The following is a 15,858-nucleotide window of genomic DNA, read 5'->3' on the forward strand; positions in this document are numbered from 1 at the left end:
AAATGACAGGTAAAGACGTTCTGAAGTTCGCCAATGAAAAAGGCGCAAAAATGGTAGATCTCAAGTTCTGTGATATGATCGGAACTTGGCAACACTTAACCGTCCCCCTTCATCAGCTGACTGATGAAACTTTCGAAAATGGCTTCGGCTTTGACGGAAGTTCTATTCGTGGTTGGAGAGGAATCGAAGAATCTGACATGATCATCATGCCAGATCCCACAACGGCCATGATGGACCCCTTCATGCAGGTTCCCACTTTATCTATTATCTGTGATGTATGTTTACCTGAAACACTTCAACCTTATAATCGCGATCCCCGTCAGGTCGTAAAAAAAGCGATCGCTTATATGCAGTCCACGGGTATCGCGGACACGGCTTACTTCGGACCTGAAGCGGAATTTTTCATCTTTGATGATGTTCGCTACGAACAAACAAGCAATTCTGCGTTTTACATGATCGACAGTGATGAAGCCGCTTGGAACACCGGTCGCGACGAAGGCGGTCGTAACTTGGGTTATAAAGTCCGTAGCAAAGAGGGCTACTTCCCTGCTCTGCCAACTGATACGCAACAAGACCTGCGCACCGAGATCTGTCTGGAGCTTGAAAGATGCGGAATGCAGGTTGAGCGCCACCACCACGAAGTCGCTTCCGCAGGTCAGGGCGAAATCAACTTCCGCTTTGATACCGCACTGAATATGGGCGACAAAATGATGTGGTTCAAATACATCGTTAAGAACGTGGCAAAACGCTACGGCAAAACAGCGACGTTCATGCCGAAACCTGTTTTTGGCGATAACGGATCTGGAATGCACATTCACATGTCGTTGTGGAAAGATGGCAAAAATCTTTTTGCGGGCAATAAATATGCGGGCCTTTCCGAGATGGCTCTTTATTATATCGGCGGCGTTTTGAAACATGCTCCAGCACTTTGTGGTATCATCAATCCGACGACAAACTCTTATAAACGTTTGGTGCCGGGCTTCGAAGCTCCAACAAAATTAGCTTATAGCTTTAAAAACCGTTCAGCGGCGATGCGCATCCCGAACTCTGGACCGAATCCAAAAGCCCGTCGTATTGAGTTCCGCACACCAGATCCAACAGCGAACATCTATCTGGCGGAAGCCGCCATCTTGATGGCGGGTCTTGACGGTATCATCAATAAAATTCACCCCGGTGATCCTTTAGACAAAGACATTTACGGTCTTCCACCTCAGGAAGCCGCAGCCATTCCTTCTGTTCCGGGAACTTTGGAAGAAAGTTTGATGAATCTTCAGGCAAACTGCAGTTTCTTGAAAAAAGGCGATGTTTTCACTGACGACCTGATTGAAAACTGGATTCAGTACAAAATTGATAAAGAAGTGCGACCGGTCCAACAAAGACCTGTCCCTTATGAATTCCATTTGTACTATGACTGCTAATGCACCTTAGCGTAAGGACGGGGCGAGGCCACTCGCCCCACTTTACATCACCACACAATTGGTGAATAATCTTAGAAAAACAACTTAGGAAAAGACATGGCATCAGACGACGTAAGAAATTTTATGGGCTATCTGTGGATTCGCCAGGAAGATGGCGTCATCACTATCGGTATTAACGAGGACGGTTTGGAAGATTTTGAAGAAATCTCATCTGTAGAGCTTCCGGCGGAACAAGAAAAGATCGATGCAGACGTTGTTATTGGCACCTTAGAAACCGACGATGGTCCATTGGACATCTACTCTCCTGTTTCTGGGACGGTTATCGAGGTCAACACTCAGGTTATTGAAGATCCGTCTCTTATTGTGGAAGACCCTTACGAAGAAGGTTGGCTGATTCGCGTTGAGGCTGATGAAGACTACGACGACGAGGATGAAGACGAAGAAGATGATGACGACGATGATGATGAGGATGAAGACGATTACGAAGATGACGAAGACTAAGCGTCGTTAAATAAAAAAAGCCCCAGAAATGGGGCTTTTTAATTTTAAGAACAACAACGTCACCTGTGTCCCCTCTTCCCTCCGATAAGGTTGATAAGGAAGCTGATCACTGCCAAAGCCAGGAACACCATCAATAAAAGACGTCCGATTTCCATCGACATCCCTGCGATTCCTGAAGCTCCGAAGATGAACGCGACGATTGCGATAATAAAGAAGATAATCGCAGCTCTAAGCATTAGGACCTCCTTTGAGTAAAGCTCACGTACACTCTTATTATGGCTTGATAGAACGACCTGTTAAAGACTCATTGAACTCGTGTGTTCACATACAAATCAGAAGTGACCCCGAAGTCAGTTTTTGTTACACCTAGTTCATGAAAACAGCCCGATTTGAAAACTTAATCCTCTATGCCATCTGCACATTGATCTGGGGATCAACATATTTGGTCATCACCTTTCAAGTCGATGCGGCATCACCAATCACATCCGTGTTTTGGCGCTTTCTTCTGGCTGCGGCTTTGCTTTTCGGATTTTGTATTTTTAAAAAACAGAATCTTCGCTATCACCGACAAGAGCATGTCCTGTTTGCCCTTCAAGGCATTTTTATGTTTTCGGTAAATTATATGCTGACTTATATCGCCGAAACGATGATCAGCTCGGGACTGGCAGCGCTGACATTCACGTCTCTCATCTATTATAATATGTTTGGGATGCGGGTCTTCTTCAAAAAGCCGATCACCCGCAACGTGATTCTTGGTTCTTTATTGGGTGGCCTGGGCATCATCTTTATTTTTCTAAACGAAATACTGCACTTTGATTCAAACTCGAAAACCATCATGGGCTTACTCATCGGGTTCCTGGCATCCATGTCAGCTTCGACGGGCAATATGGTGGCACAAAAAAGCTATCAATTGCGCATCCCGGTTTTGATCACAAATACTTGGGGCATGCTTTACGGAAGCCTTTTCACATTGCTGGTCGTTTTTATAAATGGGGATAGTCTGGAAATTCCGCTCAACGCACGCTTCTTAAGTGCTCTTCTTTATCTGGCTCTTTTCGGATCAGTGATTGCCTTCGGTGCCTATCTTTCCCTGGCTGGTAAAATTGGCGCGGAAAAAGCGGCTTATACGAGTGTGATTTCTCCTATTATAGCCATCACACTCTCGAGCTTTTTTGAAAACTTCATATGGACGCCGTATATTATTACCGGCGTCGCGCTATGTCTTTTAGGAAATATACTTACTTTAACGAAGCGGATCGAATTACCAAAGCTTCGATTCAATCGATAAATAAACGATCACACCTGTTTCGTGATCTTCGGCAGAGGGGCCTATACCCAAAAGGGCGCCAATACCTGGAACGATTTCCGTTTCTTGGCCAGCCTGAAAGGCCGAGCGAATTCCCGGTACCACATAATATGTGGAAGCCGCGGTTTTCATGTCAGGTCCGATAACGGATTCATTGCTGTTGAATACAAATTCACAAAGAAAATTTGTCTTAGGTGTGTAATTGTAGATCACACTCGAACCAAAGTTGAATCCGAAAACATTTGCCGTATCTTCGTTAGAATCTTGCGCGTTGGGAGTGTAAGTGAAACCTGCATTCCAATGATTCGTCCAACGATCGTTAATCGCGATAGAAACGGCCTGGTTAAATTGCACACCTACAGCGCCCGAACCAAAACCTTTCTTGAAATCGCCGGTAGGCAAAATCAAAGAAAGTCTTGGGGCCATCGCCAGCATTTCCGTATTCAAGAGCTGATACCTATAATTTAAAAGAATATCGCCAATCTGCGTTTCATCATTTTGTCCCGCATCGCCCGTTTGCTTCATGACCGGAACAACAAAGGAAAACTGGTGAGTTTCATCTGTAATAGGGATTTCACTCGTAAAATTGTAAGTCCAGTCGTTCGTTGGGTTCATATGTTGGTAGGTCTGAATGAACTGAACAACACCGGGCTCCTGATTATAGGCTTCCTCGATCAAGAACGAATTGTCCTTAACCTGAGCCTGAGCCAAAGATGTCATCATCAATGCAAAAATATTCAAAACGGCGAAATTGCGCATGGTTTCTCCTGAGAGTGTTTCGAATATCTTTTCTTGAAGTTGCGGGAAAATCTACGTGGTACTAACATCACCGCAAAGAACAAAACTTTAGGAGGGGTTTTCTTACTTTGTTCGCTTAATTATATGATATCCAAAACGAGTTCGCACCGGCTTAGCCACTGTTTCATCGACCTTTAAAGCAAAAGCCGCTTCCTCGAAATCTTGATCCATACGGCCTGGTCCAAAAACTCCCAAATCTCCCCCCTGCGCCCCGGAAGGGCAGGTTGAATAACGTTTGGCCAATTCCTCAAAACTTTTTCCCAAGTTCAAGGCTCGCAAGACATCTTCGGCTTCATATTGATGCTTCACTAGAACGTGACTGGCGCGAATTTTCATGTCGCCATTTTACTAAGAGTCTACAAAAATGTCACCGAAAAGCGTTTTTTCGCCTTATTCAATCCATAAGAAAATCTTTGGCCGTCAGCTCGCGGTTTTATATTTTTCATCTGAGAGCCTCATCGTTTCAGCCTGAAACGGTCTTCCTTTTTGAAAAAGTGGGTCGTCAATCTTGCAAGGTCATTCATAAAAAGAAGGGAAAAATATTATGGCTATCAATCCGTACGTGATCGAACAAACATCTTCCGGCGAGCGCAGTTATGACATTTACTCTCGCCTACTTAAAGACCGGATCATCATTCTGGGGTCGGCTGTCACTGACGAGGTGGCAACGTTGCTTATTGCGCAGATTTTGTTTCTGGAGGTCAATGATCCCGATAAAGACATCCATCTTTATATTAACTCACCGGGTGGCTCGGTTTCGGCGGGAATGGCTCTCTATGATATCATGCAGTTCGTGAAGTGCGATATCGCCACCTATTGCCTGGGTATGGCCGCGAGTATGGGATCTCTTCTGCTCACCGCTGGCACCCCGGGGAAGCGCTACGCAATGCCTAACAGCCGCATTCTTTTACATCAGCCCCACTTGGGTGACGGAGGCTTGGGTGGTCAAGTCACCGACATCGAAATTCATGCGAAAGAACTGGTCCGCACAAAGAAGAAGATGACCCAAATTTACTCTCATCACACGGGAAAAAAGACCGAGTTTTTGGCTAAAGTTATGGAGCGCGACTACTATCTGAGCGCAGAAGACGCCAAAAACTTCGGTGTAATCGATCAGGTAATTCCGGCCAGGAAAAACCACTTTAAGGCCACCGGTTAGGCGGTTAGGGGAAGTGCCAATTCCCCTCCCTACAAACTTTGGACCTGCCCACACTCTACGCTCTTAAAAGGTCTTGTTAAGCCGGGAGTACGGCCTCACACTATAAGTGCGAAGACTCCACTTAATTAGAATTTTAGGAACCGAGGAGGGGGGCGCTTGAGTGCCGTTTATTATTTAACTACCGGCAAACAGAAGCTGGGTCCTTTGACCGAGAAGAACATCATCGACGGTGTTCGTAGCGGAAAGATCAGCCTTTTTGACATGATTCTAAATAACCAAACCGGTGAATGGATGATGTTAGCACAACATCCGGACTTTTCTGATCTGGACGAATCTAACGAAAGCAGTGGCACCTCCGAGTACGGCAACCATTTGGCCGTCGGCCTTATCTCTGATCAGGAGTCCGACGAAAAATTGGATCTGCCGGACTTCATCACTCCTGATAACTTTCCGATTTTGACCCCCGTCTACTGGTATGAAAAAGACAAAGCCAATCACCGTTTGAAGTATTTGGATGTTTTAGAGCTGATTCACTCGCAAAAACTGTCTGAACAAAGTCTGATCTCAAAAAATCCCCATGGGCCCTGGCAACCCGTCATTAGCTGGGACGAATTTTCACCGAAGTCCTTAGACGACTACAAGCGGGCCTCGAATGAAAGTTTGCCAGATGTTCATATCCGTCGAAAAGCTCAACGCTTCAATTGCGGAAAAGTCTTTGTCGCCCTTTCAAGAAAGGGCACCGGCTTTCAAGTTTTCTGCGCTGACATATCTAAAACGGGACTTGGTTTTTTGGTTCGCGCTGCCAAGTGCGATCTGAATGAAGAACTGATGATTAAATTCGACGACACCTTGCAGGACAGTAAATTCGATGCCAAAGGAACTGTCGTCTCGATCCGCAAGGTGAAGCTTCCGGGGGCAGACAGTGTCTACATTCGCTATGGCGTTCGGTTCACTGCCCTTTCAGAAGCTGGCAAAAAATATATTTTGAGTGTGACGAAAGCCTAAAGTGAAACTACGGTTGCAGGGTTCTGACAAACGCTTCGACCTGCGGCAAAATCTGATCAATTTCACTTTCATGAAAATTCAAGCTGGGACGAATCACCTCTGGAGGCATCTGCTTGGTCTTCAGTTTCGTCCAAAAAGTGCTTTCAAAAGGATTTTCAGAAGTTAACATTCCACCTTTCATTTCAAGAATCATCTCTTTGCTGTTAGATTTCTGAAACTGTGAGTGGCACATGGCGCAGTTCTTTTTCAAAAATGGCAGAAGAGGCGCAAAGGCTTGCAAAGTCTTTTCTGAAACGGTCTCGACAGACGGTTGGGTGGGGTCCATCTGGGCTTTCTTTCCGGAAGAGATTCTTAGAACCGCCCCGTTTTTATCATCAAGAACAATAATAGATCCGTCGTTCATTATCGTCAGTCCGGTCGGGGCACCTCGTGGGCGCAGGCCTTCTTGGGCTTTCCAATTAAAGACCACCTCTTGATATTCGGTAGAGGTCGGCACACCCAACTCATCCGTTGGATAAGCGACAATGCGCTGACCGTATTTCTGATATCCGTGCCAGCCCACCAGAAGTTTGTTTTTAAGCTGTGGCAACAATTCGGACCTGTAGTACAGAAGTCCCAAAGGAGCCGTGTGCGCGGGCATGAACACCTTTGGCAAAGCGTAGTTCTTCGCGCACATTTCTGATGAAACCGATTTTGTAAAATTGGGTGCCACCTCGCCTCGAGAATGACAGTAAGGCCAGCCGTAATGCTTGCCCTCTTCCAAAATATTAAGTTCTTCGTAAGGGCGTTCTTCATTCGCCAGATCAAGTCCGTTTTCACCCTGAATCACAAGTCCTGACACGGGATGCACCGCCAATGCCATAGAATTTCTAAGTCCGCGCGCAAAAGGAGCGATTTTAACGGCCTTTCTTTGGGTGTCGTTACTCAGAGTCACTTTCCAAACCGCGGCACTGGCCAAAGGGCTTTCCGCCTGGATGCATTTCCCATTGCCATCCACAGTTTTTAGACCCGAACCGCAGTCATCTGAGGGCGCTCCTACGTTGATGTACATTTCGGTGAAATCACGATTTGTTGCCATTTGAATAAGAGGATGTTTGTTTTTATTTTTCGAAGCCATGGAATTATAACTTCCCGCACTCGCATATTCGTCTTTGCGGAAAATAGACTTTGCGAAATCATCCACAACAACTTCGACCTCAGAATCAATATTGAACTGACCCGTTTGTGGATGGCGCGGCTGAAATCGAATCACTGCGGTTGGTGTTCCGACGTAAAGACGGCCCTCAGGGTCCATCACAATTCCATTTGGCGTCGTTAATTTTTTGGTTGGAAACAGATTTATGACCACGGTCTTTTCTTCACCGCCAGATCCTTTGCCGCGGTAGATGGCGTACACTGTACCGCGCCCGTATGCCCAGCCGCCCATCTCTGTGACGTAAAGAACACCCTCTTTGGATTGCACGGCATAGCGAGGCATCTTGAATCCCTCTTTTTTTCCTGCCACTATTCCAACACACAGACCTTCAAGAGTCCCCACGCTGATCTGAGGAAAGCCGTCACAAAGAGTGGCCGAGTCCAATTTGTAACCCGAATTTTCAAAAACCTCTGCCTGCGCCTGCGCACCACAGAACGCCATCACAAGAATGACCCATTTCGAGACAAAAGTTTTGATACTCATAGCTCATCCTTCCGAAAATCTTTTCACAAAAGAATGAAGCAAAAGGCACGCCTCCTTATCTTAATCATAATCTCTATAAATGCCTCAATGCGGGATAGCCCTGTCAGAGCGACAAACTTTGCCGACGCCCAACCTTGGGCACGACGATAAGACGACTGCAAAAAAGTGAGGCTAGGAGTCTCAGACCCCGGCGGAACAGAAGCCCTCTTTGGGGTCCTGCGTTTGATAGCATCTAAGTTATTAGCAATTCTAAGAAAAAAAGATCCGGAAACCTCGACTCAAGATGAGGCTTGTCGCATTTTTTGCGAGTGAAATGTCCGTTTCTTTGCAAAAATAAAAAAAAGATCTGCGCGTTCGCCGGGAGTTCTTGAATGAAAAATAATAAGATAAGAAGCTTTCTGGCACTGTCGGTGATTTATCTTATTCTTTGCTTCTTCTATTCTAATTGCGCACGCACCGAAGAATCGCGTTCTCCGGCGTCTATGGGCATTATCACTCAGTAATTTAAAAAATTAAAACTTGTGACGATGAAGAATAAGTCCGTGGCTAGGATCATAGGGTGATACGCCTAAGCTGACCCGATCGCCCACGACGACTTTGATGTTAAATCTTTTCATCTTGCCGCAAAGGCGAGCTTTTACTGTGATGCCATTTTCAAGAGTGACCGAATAAACTCCGCCCCCTGAAAGATCGACGACTTTTCCTTCTACGTTAACCAAATCATCTTTTGCCATTTAGTACCTCTAAAAAAAAAGGCAGGTTGGCGAAACGCCAACTTGCCATTTTACGATCCAACTAAAAAAATTAAAAAGAACGGCGCGAACTGAAACCGCCGCTACGACGACTTGCCATAGTGCGATTTTCTTGAGGTCTAGCCTCAGCAACGCTCATCGCACGGCCTGACAATGCGATACCATTGAGTTTCTGAATTGCTTGTTGAGCATCATCTTCGGACGACATCTCTACAAATGCAAACCCTTTACTCCGGCCTGTTTCCCTGTCAGTCAAAACGTTGACCGATGAAACAGATCCAATCTCTGCAAACATTGAACTAAGTTGTTCGGAATCAACCGTAAATGACAGGTTGCCGACGTATAATTTTCTTCCCATTGTGCCTCCTTAAAAAGCTAGGGGCCATTCGCAAAAGACAAAAGGGAATCTAATGAACGATGTGAACGACTTGTATTTATACTAGAACACAAAGACGAAATATTAGATACAAGCAAAATAGAAACATTTAAGTCGATGTCAGATCGAAGACGGTGTATTTGAGGAGCAAAATATACAGAACTGCGGCATTTATGCTGAAACACACCACGATTTTGGTCGCAGTATTTTTGCAACCTCTCTATTCCCTGTTCTCCGAGGGTGCTATACCAAAAGACACCGGAGATATCAGTGGCAAACAATTTTGAAGAGATCAAAAGCAACATCAAATTGCAGCTTACGGAGTTGGCAGCGAAAGAATCCGAAACCGGTATTAAACCCGCTTTAGCAAACTTCCTATCACCGTTTTTAGACGATCTTTTAGACTCTATAAACTCAGAGGACAAAACTTCTTTTTCTCGCCGAAAATCTGACGAAGTTTCCGCCCCCTACGGCAGAGCCCAGGCGGCTCTAGCAAGCTACCCACTGCCTGAATTGTTGCAGGAATTTAGTTTGCTCAGAAAAGTTGTAAATGCAGAACTTCACCGACAAAGGAAGCTCAACTACCAATCAAGAAACAAAGTCGACGAAGCGATTGATACCGCGATTTCCCTTGCTGTTACCGAGTTTGTGGCAATCAAAGGTAGAAAAACTGAAAATGCACTTAATGAGGCAGAAATTAGTAATAGAAGCTTAGAACAGTTCGCTGGAGTTGCCGCCCATGATCTCAAATCACCGCTAGCCACAATTTCTGGCTACCTCAGTTTATTGGAAGATGAATTAGGCCAGGCCCTTCCCGGAAATGAATACATACCGATCATAGAAGGTGCTGCCGAAAGAATGCGAAAGCTGATCGATCGACTGCTGGGTTATGCGCGTTTGGGTGGCAAGGGAATTCCCTTTGAAGAGGTTGATTTAAATGATGTTTTAAAAACTACCATTCAAAGTCTTCACAGCGCCATCCAGGAAACTCGAACTCAAATTATTTCTGATCCCTTGCCCACGGTACACGGCGACTTTGAGCTTCTTTCTCAGCTATTCCAAAATATTTTTTCGAATTCCATGAAGTTTCGGGGCGACGGGCCTTCGGAAATCCGAATCTCCAGCAACAAAGAACCTCATGAAGACTTTTATGTTTTTCGCTTTAAGGACCAAGGAATTGGTTTTGATCCCAAACACAAAGAGAACATTTTTGAACTCTATAAAACTCTGCATTCGGGGAAGCGGTATTCAGGATCTGGAATTGGCCTTGCAACGTGCAAAAAAGTTGTCGAATTGCATGGCGGACGTATTTGGGCCGAGTCTAAACCGGGACAGGGAACTTCGATCTTTTTTACGCTTCCTGTAAAACCCAAATAGTCTATCCATTGGGGCCCGGTGTAATTTTTATTATCGCAGGAAAGAAGTTGCGCCTAAAGGAAGTGCTCGGTAAGGTCGCCCCATTCTAAACACAAAGGAGATTCCATGAAAGCACTTATCGCTTTATCTTTGGTTTTTGCAGTATCAACTTCTCATGCTTATGGCCTTTCTTGCGGCCAACTTGTTGATTACAAAAACAATCTTGTAAAAGAAATGAACTGGTTGAGAGAAAAAATGAGAGCTTCCAGAAATTCAGACGCTCTTGAGCTTTACATGGATCAGTACGAAGAGCTTTACGCTAAATACCAAAACGCAGAAAAAGCTATCAACAGCGATTGCAAATAGTAAAGCAATTGCTCTTAAGACTAAAAAAAGGCTGCCGATGGCGGCCTTTTTTTATTCAGAAGTCCATCGAAATAGACTGGTGAATGTCCCGTCATCGTTCAAGACCTCTTTTTCCAGAACGAAACCGCTCTTGGTAAGAACTTTTTTAGAAGCCTCATTTTCCGGATGTGTGGTTGCGATAATGTTCGTGATGCTTAGCTTCGACTTTGCATATTTTAGAAGCGCCTGAATAAACTCAGATGCAAATCCACGCCCCCAAAAATCCCGTAGGTAGGCGTATTTGACTTCTACCTCGACTTGTTCACCAGGATGCACCAAGCCGCCAAAGCCAATGATCTGCTCTGATTTCTTTTCCAGAATTGTGAACATTCCATAACCGCGTTTTTCATAATTACGCGCCGTAACCGCCAACCACTTTTCTGCCTGAGTTTGGGTTAAGACAGAACCATCCCCGACCCATTTCATCGCGTCGGGGTCTCCATAAACCTTAAGAATCGCTGGCAGATCCTCAGAAATCCAATGCCGCACGATTAAATTTTCTGTCGAAAAAAGCGTGGATGCTTTCATATCACGAAGTCTTTCATCTTACTAAGGTGGGACGCCCATTATACATCTTTTTGTCGCGCAATTTCCAGTAGCTTGAACATTGTATTGTGATTCCTTGTTGTTGCCCGCAACGACAACCTCTTTTCAAAAAAGTTATTGTTGTACTTGGATTCACTGATCAAAGTTTTGTACTCCGCATAAATCACCGTCCCTTTAAGTTCGAACTTATCAGGATGAAAATCAATTTCAGCAAACGCCTTTCTCGCCGCTGCGCCGGGCGCTTCAGAAAGCAATGTGTAGTAATGCCTTTTGCCATCGAATTTTTTAAAAGGACTCTCGAAAAGAATGCGATCCAACTCTTGAGGTGTCAGAGCAAATGTATCCAAATCTCCGCCAAAATTTTTCTTAATCAAAGATCTGACTTTCTTTTCAACCTCACGAGCGCCTAAAGAAGTCCTTAAAAGAACATTTCCACTTTGAATATAAGTTCGAACTTCAAAAAAACCATTCTTCTGAAGCAAAACTCTCAACTCCGCCATCGGAACCCTGTTCGTCCCCGTCGGCGTCACTGCGCGCAAAAATACGATAAAGTAGTTCATGAGGGCAGTTTATCTTAGTTTGCGGAGCCAATACAACCAGCACGAAATAGCTTAAGCGTAAAACGTGCCTAATATCAGCTCAGGCGAGCGCAAGAAGAAATAAAGTTGGCGGAACGAACAGAGCCCCTCTTTGCTCAGCCCCGTTTAAAATGCTTAAATGTCAAAACGAAGGGATGGATGATCTTCATTTAATTTCGATGCCGAATTCCCGGCGAATATCTTTAAGAGATCGATCCAAGTACTGGTCACTATCTTCCCAAGGCCATTTTCTATGCATACGACGAACCTTTAAGTAAACCCAGATTGGTGCAAACAATGCGCGCACGAAGTCTCGGCGAATCTCCTTGCGTAGCCTTGCTTTTGCATCTGCCGTCATTTTAGTCTTAAGATCCTGATGAAGGTCTCGGACGACAGGGCTAGCCGCTAATCTTAGGTAATTCATAAAGCCAATATCGGCGCCCATCACCGTCCAGAAATCTGCTTTAGCTTCGCCAACAAAGCTAGTATCACAGCCGAACACGACGTGAATGCGATCATGGCGGCGAAAGAACTCTCCAGTTTCGTTTTTAAACATATTCACATCTAAAAGTTCCGGGTTAGCTTTGTAATAGTCGTCTAGCGCCTGCCTTAGCGTAAGAGTCGAATCCTGTTTTTGATAATCTAGACTAATTCTTTCCATCACTTTTCCTTTCAAACATTTGGCCAATCCCTTCTGAAAACTTTCGCCAAGCAATCTCAAGATCGCTTCTATCCTTAAAAATAATGCAGAACTTTCCCAGACCTTCAAGACACATAGTTATCAGAAGCGGGGCCACGATGAGTTCATCCTCATTTAGAGGACGAGCGAGAATTGATTCAAGGCTTTTACGAACATGCACCAATAGCGACTCAACGACTTTAACCTGCAATTTTCGAAAAACTTCTTCATGGGCCGCGCGTTCATAAAAATAAAGAAGCGCTGCTGATAATTTTCGGTGTGAAAACGGCGCATCGATAGTAGCTAGTCCCATTTGCATTACGAAATCAGCCACAGTGGGATATTTATGTACTGTTGCCAAGTCGGAAAACTTCTCGAATAGATGCTCAAAAACTGCGATTGTAACTTCGTCGACATCTTTGAAGTGGTGAAACAAGACTGCTTTACTGACTTCAGCCTTTTTCGTGATGATCCCTGCGGTTAAACTTTTAGGCCCCTCGTCAATCATAATGGCAAATGCGGCATCGACAATGCGCCGACGAGTTTGAATGCCTCTTTCTTTTCTCAGATCCTTGCTTGTACTCATAAGGACATAGTCCATTAATATTGACCGATCGGTCAATATTAATGGCGCGGCGTTATGAAACTCATCTTTTAATCTCAACATCTAATCCTGGCGGCGAATGTGGATATGATATTGCTAGGAGAAATGCAGACTTGATTAACTTCCCACTTTTAATTCTCTTAATCTCCGCAAAATGACCTCAAAAATTCAGCATTAATCTCAATCCGTCACTGAATACATAAATCCGTCCGATCATAATAAAAGTTATGAATACCGGAGTTTCACAGGACCTTTTATAGATTTCAAATTGCTTCCTATTTCGATCAAACTGAAGTTAACGAAATGGCTGAGACATTTTTAGCAAAGTATGAAACGTTTCGACTCAATTCCAAAATGAGATTCGTAATTGCTATCAAACGAAGAATGCATATTTTTATATGCAAATGATAACTTATTAAACACTTTTTTATTTTTAAGCAGCACTTGTTTGTTCTGCCTAGGCATCACAATTGCTAATAGCCTTTATATCACCTAAACAAAGGAGAAGTTTTGAAATACCTAGCATTATTTTTATCTGTTGTGCTCTTGGGCTCATCGTTTGCAAATGCGGATACATACGTAAGTGGTTATTATCGAAAAAACGGTACGTATGTTCAACCCCATTACCGCTCTGATTCAAATGGAAGCACCTCAGACAATTGGTCCTCAAAAGGAAATTCAAATCCATATACTGGGCAAAAGGGATATAGAAACTCTTACTCGTCGGGCAGCAACTACGACAGTGGGTCATCTTACAACACAGAAAGTAACTCATACTCTAGTGGATGGAACGACTAAAAAATTGCACTTTGGGCCCTTAACTGAGTGTTCTGAGGTCTTTCGCAAATAAATAGTGTTTCTTAAAAACTATCTTCTTGAGTTGACTACTTTATAGATAATTTTTGATTTTGCATCTTTTTCGAGACTCACCAGATGTGTCTGAACTAAATTTTCTACGTGCGGACTATAGTGATTTTCGTTCGAAACAACCAAATACTTCCTAAAGGCGGCACCATATTTGTCAAACCTATTTAAACACCTCGCCTGCGAAGCGTCCGCGATTTCATAAGCATTAGATTTTGAAGAAACTAAAGAATCTGACTCCACTTCCATGCACAAAATGTATTCATTCGCGCATTGATCTAAGTTATCTTTATAAAAACTGACCGTCTCTTCGGGCTGCCGTTCTGTAGGACTAAACCCGCGTTCGAGTCTTTCTAAAAACGCCGACGATGCGCAACCTCCAAGAATGAAGATTGAAACAAATAACGCAAAAATAGTGATTTTCATTTATACCACCCAAGCACAGAAAATAGATCAGAATATCGCCTTGATAACGATCTGCAAGTAGGTCAGAGATCCCACCTCTGGAACCAATGTATAGGTACCGCTAGAACTTGTATAAGTTCCGCCAGCACTATAAGTCGTATGAACATTAAGCATAGTCTCAAGATTGAGTATATCATTGATGACATAACCCGCACCCAAAGCCACAAATACTCGCGTGGTAACGGATTTCAAAAATTGATCTTTACTATTTAAAATTCCATTGGAAAGGCCCGCATAAACTGGAAGATAGAAAGTGTGCCAGCGATATTTTCCAGCATAGGCGGCAGTTAAAATACTAAGATCACTATCAGCAATAGTACCAGAGGAAGATTGTCCCGCAAGAGCAACAGTACCCTTATCCAACTTCATATTTACATAAGATAGCAATACCCCGTTATTCCACGAGTATTTCTTAAACTGACTCCACTCTCCATTTAAAGAAATCGCGCTACCGAAATCAAACTCGGCATTTCCGCTAAGTTGGGTGGCACCAGAATAATATTTGAAATCCATTTTTGCTTTTGGACTAAAAACAAGCCCCAGTCCGATACTAAAATAGCTTTCTTTTGTTGAAGCTAACGGCTCAATCTTAGATTCGTCTATCTTAACATTTTTTTCTACTTCCTCCACATCAACAGTGTTGGCAACAATTCCAGGGATGATTTTAGATGGATCTGCACAAGTCCCCAATAGGGCAGAAACTCTCCGCCCTGATACGGTGGTTACTTTGGCAAAGCAGTTTTCAGGCAAAGAAAGTACATCTCCCACCGATATTTTTTCACCGGCATCAAGAGCAAAATCAACATTTGTACCGTCAACATCGATGATAGTTGCAGCAACAGAGTTGCCAGCCAAAAGAAAAACAGAAAACAACAACGACAAACGTCGCATCCAAACTCCTCCATTACGAACTATTTTATTATCTAGAAAAATCCCAAAACATTTTCGACGATCATTTCAGCTTCACGATGCAGGAAGAGTTTTTGCCGCCCCCCCTTTTTTCGTTTTCATAAAGTCTTTCTTAATCTTCAACTTTTACCCGCTTAATAGTGATCTCAAAAGTCCCCTTAAAAAAGTCTTCCTTAAGGATCTTTTGTATCGGCTCTTGCGAGTCGTCCTTACCAAATAGTAGAAAATGAAGGCTCACACTTAAATGCGTGGCAACCTTTACCGCCTGGGAAGGGTTCGGCGCCCTATTGTTAAGCCACTCAGAAAGAGTGGACTTCGGCACACCAGTTGCTTTAGAAATTGAGGCTAAAGTGTGCCTCTCATTTTTCATCAATTTTTCGAGTGTTTTTCCAATTTTTAATTCCACAGATTCAACCATCGTCGAACTCCACTAAACAAAAAAGACCAGAACCGACATCT

Annotated in this window: 21 protein-coding genes; 8 read left to right on the forward strand and 13 right to left on the reverse strand. The window is 43.9% G+C overall.

Annotated elements, in window-relative coordinates; genetic code table 11:
• Positions 1 to 2: 2 nt before the first annotated feature.
• Together glnA and OM95_RS14545 are read left to right on the forward strand one after the other, a co-directional pair.
• Positions 3 to 1,418: a type I glutamate--ammonia ligase gene (gene glnA / locus OM95_RS14540; protein ID WP_041875395.1), complete on the forward strand. Its 1,416-nt coding sequence runs from the start codon at positions 3 to 5 to the stop codon at positions 1,416 to 1,418.
• A 96-nt stretch (positions 1,419 to 1,514) separates the two neighbouring features.
• Positions 1,515 to 1,919, forward strand: coding sequence for a glycine cleavage system protein H (locus OM95_RS14545; RefSeq protein ID WP_041875311.1), 405 nt, complete (start codon positions 1,515 to 1,517; stop codon positions 1,917 to 1,919).
• 59 nt (positions 1,920 to 1,978) lie between these two features.
• On the opposite strand, the gene OM95_RS14550 is transcribed toward OM95_RS14545, so the two are convergent.
• Positions 1,979 to 2,155 carry a DUF1328 family protein gene (locus OM95_RS14550; protein ID WP_041875314.1) on the reverse strand — a complete coding sequence of 59 codons (177 nt, stop codon included), beginning with the start codon at positions 2,153 to 2,155 and terminating at the stop codon, positions 1,979 to 1,981.
• A 137-nt stretch (positions 2,156 to 2,292) separates the two neighbouring features.
• Between OM95_RS14550 and OM95_RS14555 the strand changes: the two genes are divergently transcribed.
• The gene (locus tag OM95_RS14555; protein ID WP_041875316.1) at positions 2,293 to 3,207 is read left to right on the forward strand and encodes an EamA family transporter; all 915 of its coding nucleotides are present in this window, start codon (positions 2,293 to 2,295) and stop codon (positions 3,205 to 3,207) included.
• On the opposite strand, the gene OM95_RS14560 is transcribed toward OM95_RS14555, so the two are convergent.
• Positions 3,181 to 3,984, reverse strand: coding sequence for a transporter (locus tag OM95_RS14560; RefSeq protein ID WP_041875319.1), 804 nt, complete (start codon positions 3,982 to 3,984; stop codon positions 3,181 to 3,183). The genes OM95_RS14555 and OM95_RS14560 overlap by 27 nt on opposite strands.
• Positions 3,985 to 4,086: 102 nt before the next feature.
• The gene (locus OM95_RS14565) at positions 4,087 to 4,359 is read right to left on the reverse strand and encodes a peptidylprolyl isomerase (protein ID WP_041875322.1); all 273 of its coding nucleotides are present in this window, start codon (positions 4,357 to 4,359) and stop codon (positions 4,087 to 4,089) included.
• 208 nt (positions 4,360 to 4,567) lie between these two features.
• Here OM95_RS14565 and OM95_RS14570 point away from each other — a divergent pair, with 208 nt between their 5' ends.
• Both OM95_RS14570 and OM95_RS14575 read left to right on the forward strand, forming a co-directional pair.
• Positions 4,568 to 5,182 (forward strand): ATP-dependent Clp protease proteolytic subunit, encoded by a 615-nt coding sequence (locus OM95_RS14570; RefSeq protein ID WP_041875324.1) that lies wholly within the window; start codon positions 4,568 to 4,570, stop codon positions 5,180 to 5,182.
• A 156-nt stretch (positions 5,183 to 5,338) separates the two neighbouring features.
• On the forward strand, positions 5,339 to 6,187 hold the full coding sequence (locus OM95_RS14575) for a PilZ domain-containing protein (RefSeq protein ID WP_041875327.1): 849 nt from the start codon (positions 5,339 to 5,341) through the stop codon (positions 6,185 to 6,187).
• Between the two features lie 7 nt (positions 6,188 to 6,194).
• Here OM95_RS14575 and OM95_RS14580 read toward each other — a convergent pair whose 3' ends face one another.
• Positions 6,195 to 7,865: a PQQ-dependent sugar dehydrogenase gene (locus OM95_RS14580; RefSeq protein WP_041875329.1), complete on the reverse strand. Its 1,671-nt coding sequence runs from the start codon at positions 7,863 to 7,865 to the stop codon at positions 6,195 to 6,197.
• A 371-nt stretch (positions 7,866 to 8,236) separates the two neighbouring features.
• Between OM95_RS14580 and OM95_RS17405 the strand changes: the two genes are divergently transcribed.
• Entirely contained in the window at positions 8,237 to 8,368 is a 132-nt protein-coding gene (locus OM95_RS17405; RefSeq protein ID WP_291516523.1) for a hypothetical protein, read from the forward strand.
• A gap of 9 nt (positions 8,369 to 8,377) precedes the next feature.
• Here the strand turns inward: OM95_RS17405 and infA are convergent, their stop codons facing one another.
• Both infA and OM95_RS14590 read right to left on the reverse strand, forming a co-directional pair.
• Entirely contained in the window at positions 8,378 to 8,599 is a 222-nt protein-coding gene (gene infA / locus OM95_RS14585) for a translation initiation factor IF-1 (protein ID WP_041875330.1), read from the reverse strand.
• 70 nt (positions 8,600 to 8,669) lie between these two features.
• Entirely contained in the window at positions 8,670 to 8,975 is a 306-nt protein-coding gene (locus OM95_RS14590) for an RNA-binding protein (RefSeq protein ID WP_041875332.1), read from the reverse strand.
• A 288-nt stretch (positions 8,976 to 9,263) separates the two neighbouring features.
• Between OM95_RS14590 and OM95_RS14595 the strand changes: the two genes are divergently transcribed.
• Both OM95_RS14595 and OM95_RS14600 read left to right on the forward strand, forming a co-directional pair.
• Positions 9,264 to 10,370 carry an ATP-binding protein gene (locus OM95_RS14595; RefSeq protein ID WP_291516525.1) on the forward strand — a complete coding sequence of 369 codons (1,107 nt, stop codon included), beginning with the start codon at positions 9,264 to 9,266 and terminating at the stop codon, positions 10,368 to 10,370.
• Between the two features lie 105 nt (positions 10,371 to 10,475).
• The gene (locus tag OM95_RS14600) at positions 10,476 to 10,715 is read left to right on the forward strand and encodes a hypothetical protein (protein WP_041875335.1); all 240 of its coding nucleotides are present in this window, start codon (positions 10,476 to 10,478) and stop codon (positions 10,713 to 10,715) included.
• A gap of 51 nt (positions 10,716 to 10,766) precedes the next feature.
• On the opposite strand, the gene OM95_RS14605 is transcribed toward OM95_RS14600, so the two are convergent.
• From OM95_RS14605 to OM95_RS14640, 7 genes are all read right to left on the reverse strand, one after another.
• Positions 10,767 to 11,282, reverse strand: a complete 516-nt coding sequence (locus tag OM95_RS14605) for a GNAT family N-acetyltransferase (RefSeq protein ID WP_291516527.1) — start codon at positions 11,280 to 11,282, stop codon at positions 10,767 to 10,769.
• 38 nt (positions 11,283 to 11,320) lie between these two features.
• Positions 11,321 to 11,860: a DUF1697 domain-containing protein gene (locus tag OM95_RS14610; protein WP_041875337.1), complete on the reverse strand. Its 540-nt coding sequence runs from the start codon at positions 11,858 to 11,860 to the stop codon at positions 11,321 to 11,323.
• A gap of 184 nt (positions 11,861 to 12,044) precedes the next feature.
• Entirely contained in the window at positions 12,045 to 12,539 is a 495-nt protein-coding gene (locus OM95_RS14615) for a hypothetical protein (RefSeq protein ID WP_041875339.1), read from the reverse strand.
• Positions 12,526 to 13,224, reverse strand: a complete 699-nt coding sequence (locus tag OM95_RS14620; protein WP_041875342.1) for a TetR/AcrR family transcriptional regulator — start codon at positions 13,222 to 13,224, stop codon at positions 12,526 to 12,528. Before OM95_RS14620 ends, OM95_RS14615 begins: the two co-directional genes overlap by 14 nt.
• An 804-nt stretch (positions 13,225 to 14,028) precedes the next feature.
• Complete coding sequence (locus OM95_RS14630; RefSeq protein ID WP_041875345.1) at positions 14,029 to 14,451, reverse strand: hypothetical protein; 423 nt, start codon at positions 14,449 to 14,451, stop codon at positions 14,029 to 14,031.
• A 27-nt stretch (positions 14,452 to 14,478) separates the two neighbouring features.
• Complete coding sequence (locus OM95_RS14635) at positions 14,479 to 15,381, reverse strand: hypothetical protein (protein ID WP_041875347.1); 903 nt, start codon at positions 15,379 to 15,381, stop codon at positions 14,479 to 14,481.
• A 130-nt stretch (positions 15,382 to 15,511) separates the two neighbouring features.
• On the reverse strand, positions 15,512 to 15,817 hold the full coding sequence (locus OM95_RS14640) for a helix-turn-helix transcriptional regulator (RefSeq protein ID WP_041875350.1): 306 nt from the start codon (positions 15,815 to 15,817) through the stop codon (positions 15,512 to 15,514).
• Positions 15,818 to 15,858 lie beyond the last annotated feature (41 nt).

The organism is Bdellovibrio sp. ArHS (assembly GCF_000786105.1).
GTDB lineage: Bacteria > Bdellovibrionota > Bdellovibrionia > Bdellovibrionales > Bdellovibrionaceae > Bdellovibrio.

What these genes read in the sequence shown, in the direction of transcription:
- glnA (WP_041875395.1), top strand. Translation starts at nt 3, where the DNA reads ATGACAGGTAAAGACGTTCTGAAGTTCGCCAATGAAAAAGGCGCAAAA.
- OM95_RS14545 (WP_041875311.1), top strand. Translation starts at nt 1,515, where the DNA reads ATGGCATCAGACGACGTAAGAAATTTTATGGGCTATCTGTGGATTCGC.
- OM95_RS14550 (WP_041875314.1), bottom strand. Translation starts at nt 2,155, where the DNA reads ATGCTTAGAGCTGCGATTATCTTCTTTATTATCGCAATCGTCGCGTTC.
- OM95_RS14555 (WP_041875316.1), top strand. Translation starts at nt 2,293, where the DNA reads ATGAAAACAGCCCGATTTGAAAACTTAATCCTCTATGCCATCTGCACA.
- OM95_RS14560 (WP_041875319.1), bottom strand. Translation starts at nt 3,984, where the DNA reads ATGCGCAATTTCGCCGTTTTGAATATTTTTGCATTGATGATGACATCT.
- OM95_RS14565 (WP_041875322.1), bottom strand. Translation starts at nt 4,359, where the DNA reads ATGAAAATTCGCGCCAGTCACGTTCTAGTGAAGCATCAATATGAAGCC.
- OM95_RS14570 (WP_041875324.1), top strand. Translation starts at nt 4,568, where the DNA reads ATGGCTATCAATCCGTACGTGATCGAACAAACATCTTCCGGCGAGCGC.
- OM95_RS14580 (WP_041875329.1), bottom strand. Translation starts at nt 7,865, where the DNA reads ATGAGTATCAAAACTTTTGTCTCGAAATGGGTCATTCTTGTGATGGCG.
- OM95_RS17405 (WP_291516523.1), top strand. Translation starts at nt 8,237, where the DNA reads ATGAAAAATAATAAGATAAGAAGCTTTCTGGCACTGTCGGTGATTTAT.
- infA (WP_041875330.1), bottom strand. Translation starts at nt 8,599, where the DNA reads ATGGCAAAAGATGATTTGGTTAACGTAGAAGGAAAAGTCGTCGATCTT.
- OM95_RS14590 (WP_041875332.1), bottom strand. Translation starts at nt 8,975, where the DNA reads ATGGGAAGAAAATTATACGTCGGCAACCTGTCATTTACGGTTGATTCC.
- OM95_RS14600 (WP_041875335.1), top strand. Translation starts at nt 10,476, where the DNA reads ATGAAAGCACTTATCGCTTTATCTTTGGTTTTTGCAGTATCAACTTCT.
- OM95_RS14605 (WP_291516527.1), bottom strand. Translation starts at nt 11,282, where the DNA reads ATGAAAGCATCCACGCTTTTTTCGACAGAAAATTTAATCGTGCGGCAT.
- OM95_RS14610 (WP_041875337.1), bottom strand. Translation starts at nt 11,860, where the DNA reads ATGAACTACTTTATCGTATTTTTGCGCGCAGTGACGCCGACGGGGACG.
- OM95_RS14615 (WP_041875339.1), bottom strand. Translation starts at nt 12,539, where the DNA reads ATGGAAAGAATTAGTCTAGATTATCAAAAACAGGATTCGACTCTTACG.
- OM95_RS14620 (WP_041875342.1), bottom strand. Translation starts at nt 13,224, where the DNA reads ATGTTGAGATTAAAAGATGAGTTTCATAACGCCGCGCCATTAATATTG.
- OM95_RS14630 (WP_041875345.1), bottom strand. Translation starts at nt 14,451, where the DNA reads ATGAAAATCACTATTTTTGCGTTATTTGTTTCAATCTTCATTCTTGGA.
- OM95_RS14635 (WP_041875347.1), bottom strand. Translation starts at nt 15,381, where the DNA reads ATGCGACGTTTGTCGTTGTTGTTTTCTGTTTTTCTTTTGGCTGGCAAC.
- OM95_RS14640 (WP_041875350.1), bottom strand. Translation starts at nt 15,817, where the DNA reads ATGGTTGAATCTGTGGAATTAAAAATTGGAAAAACACTCGAAAAATTG.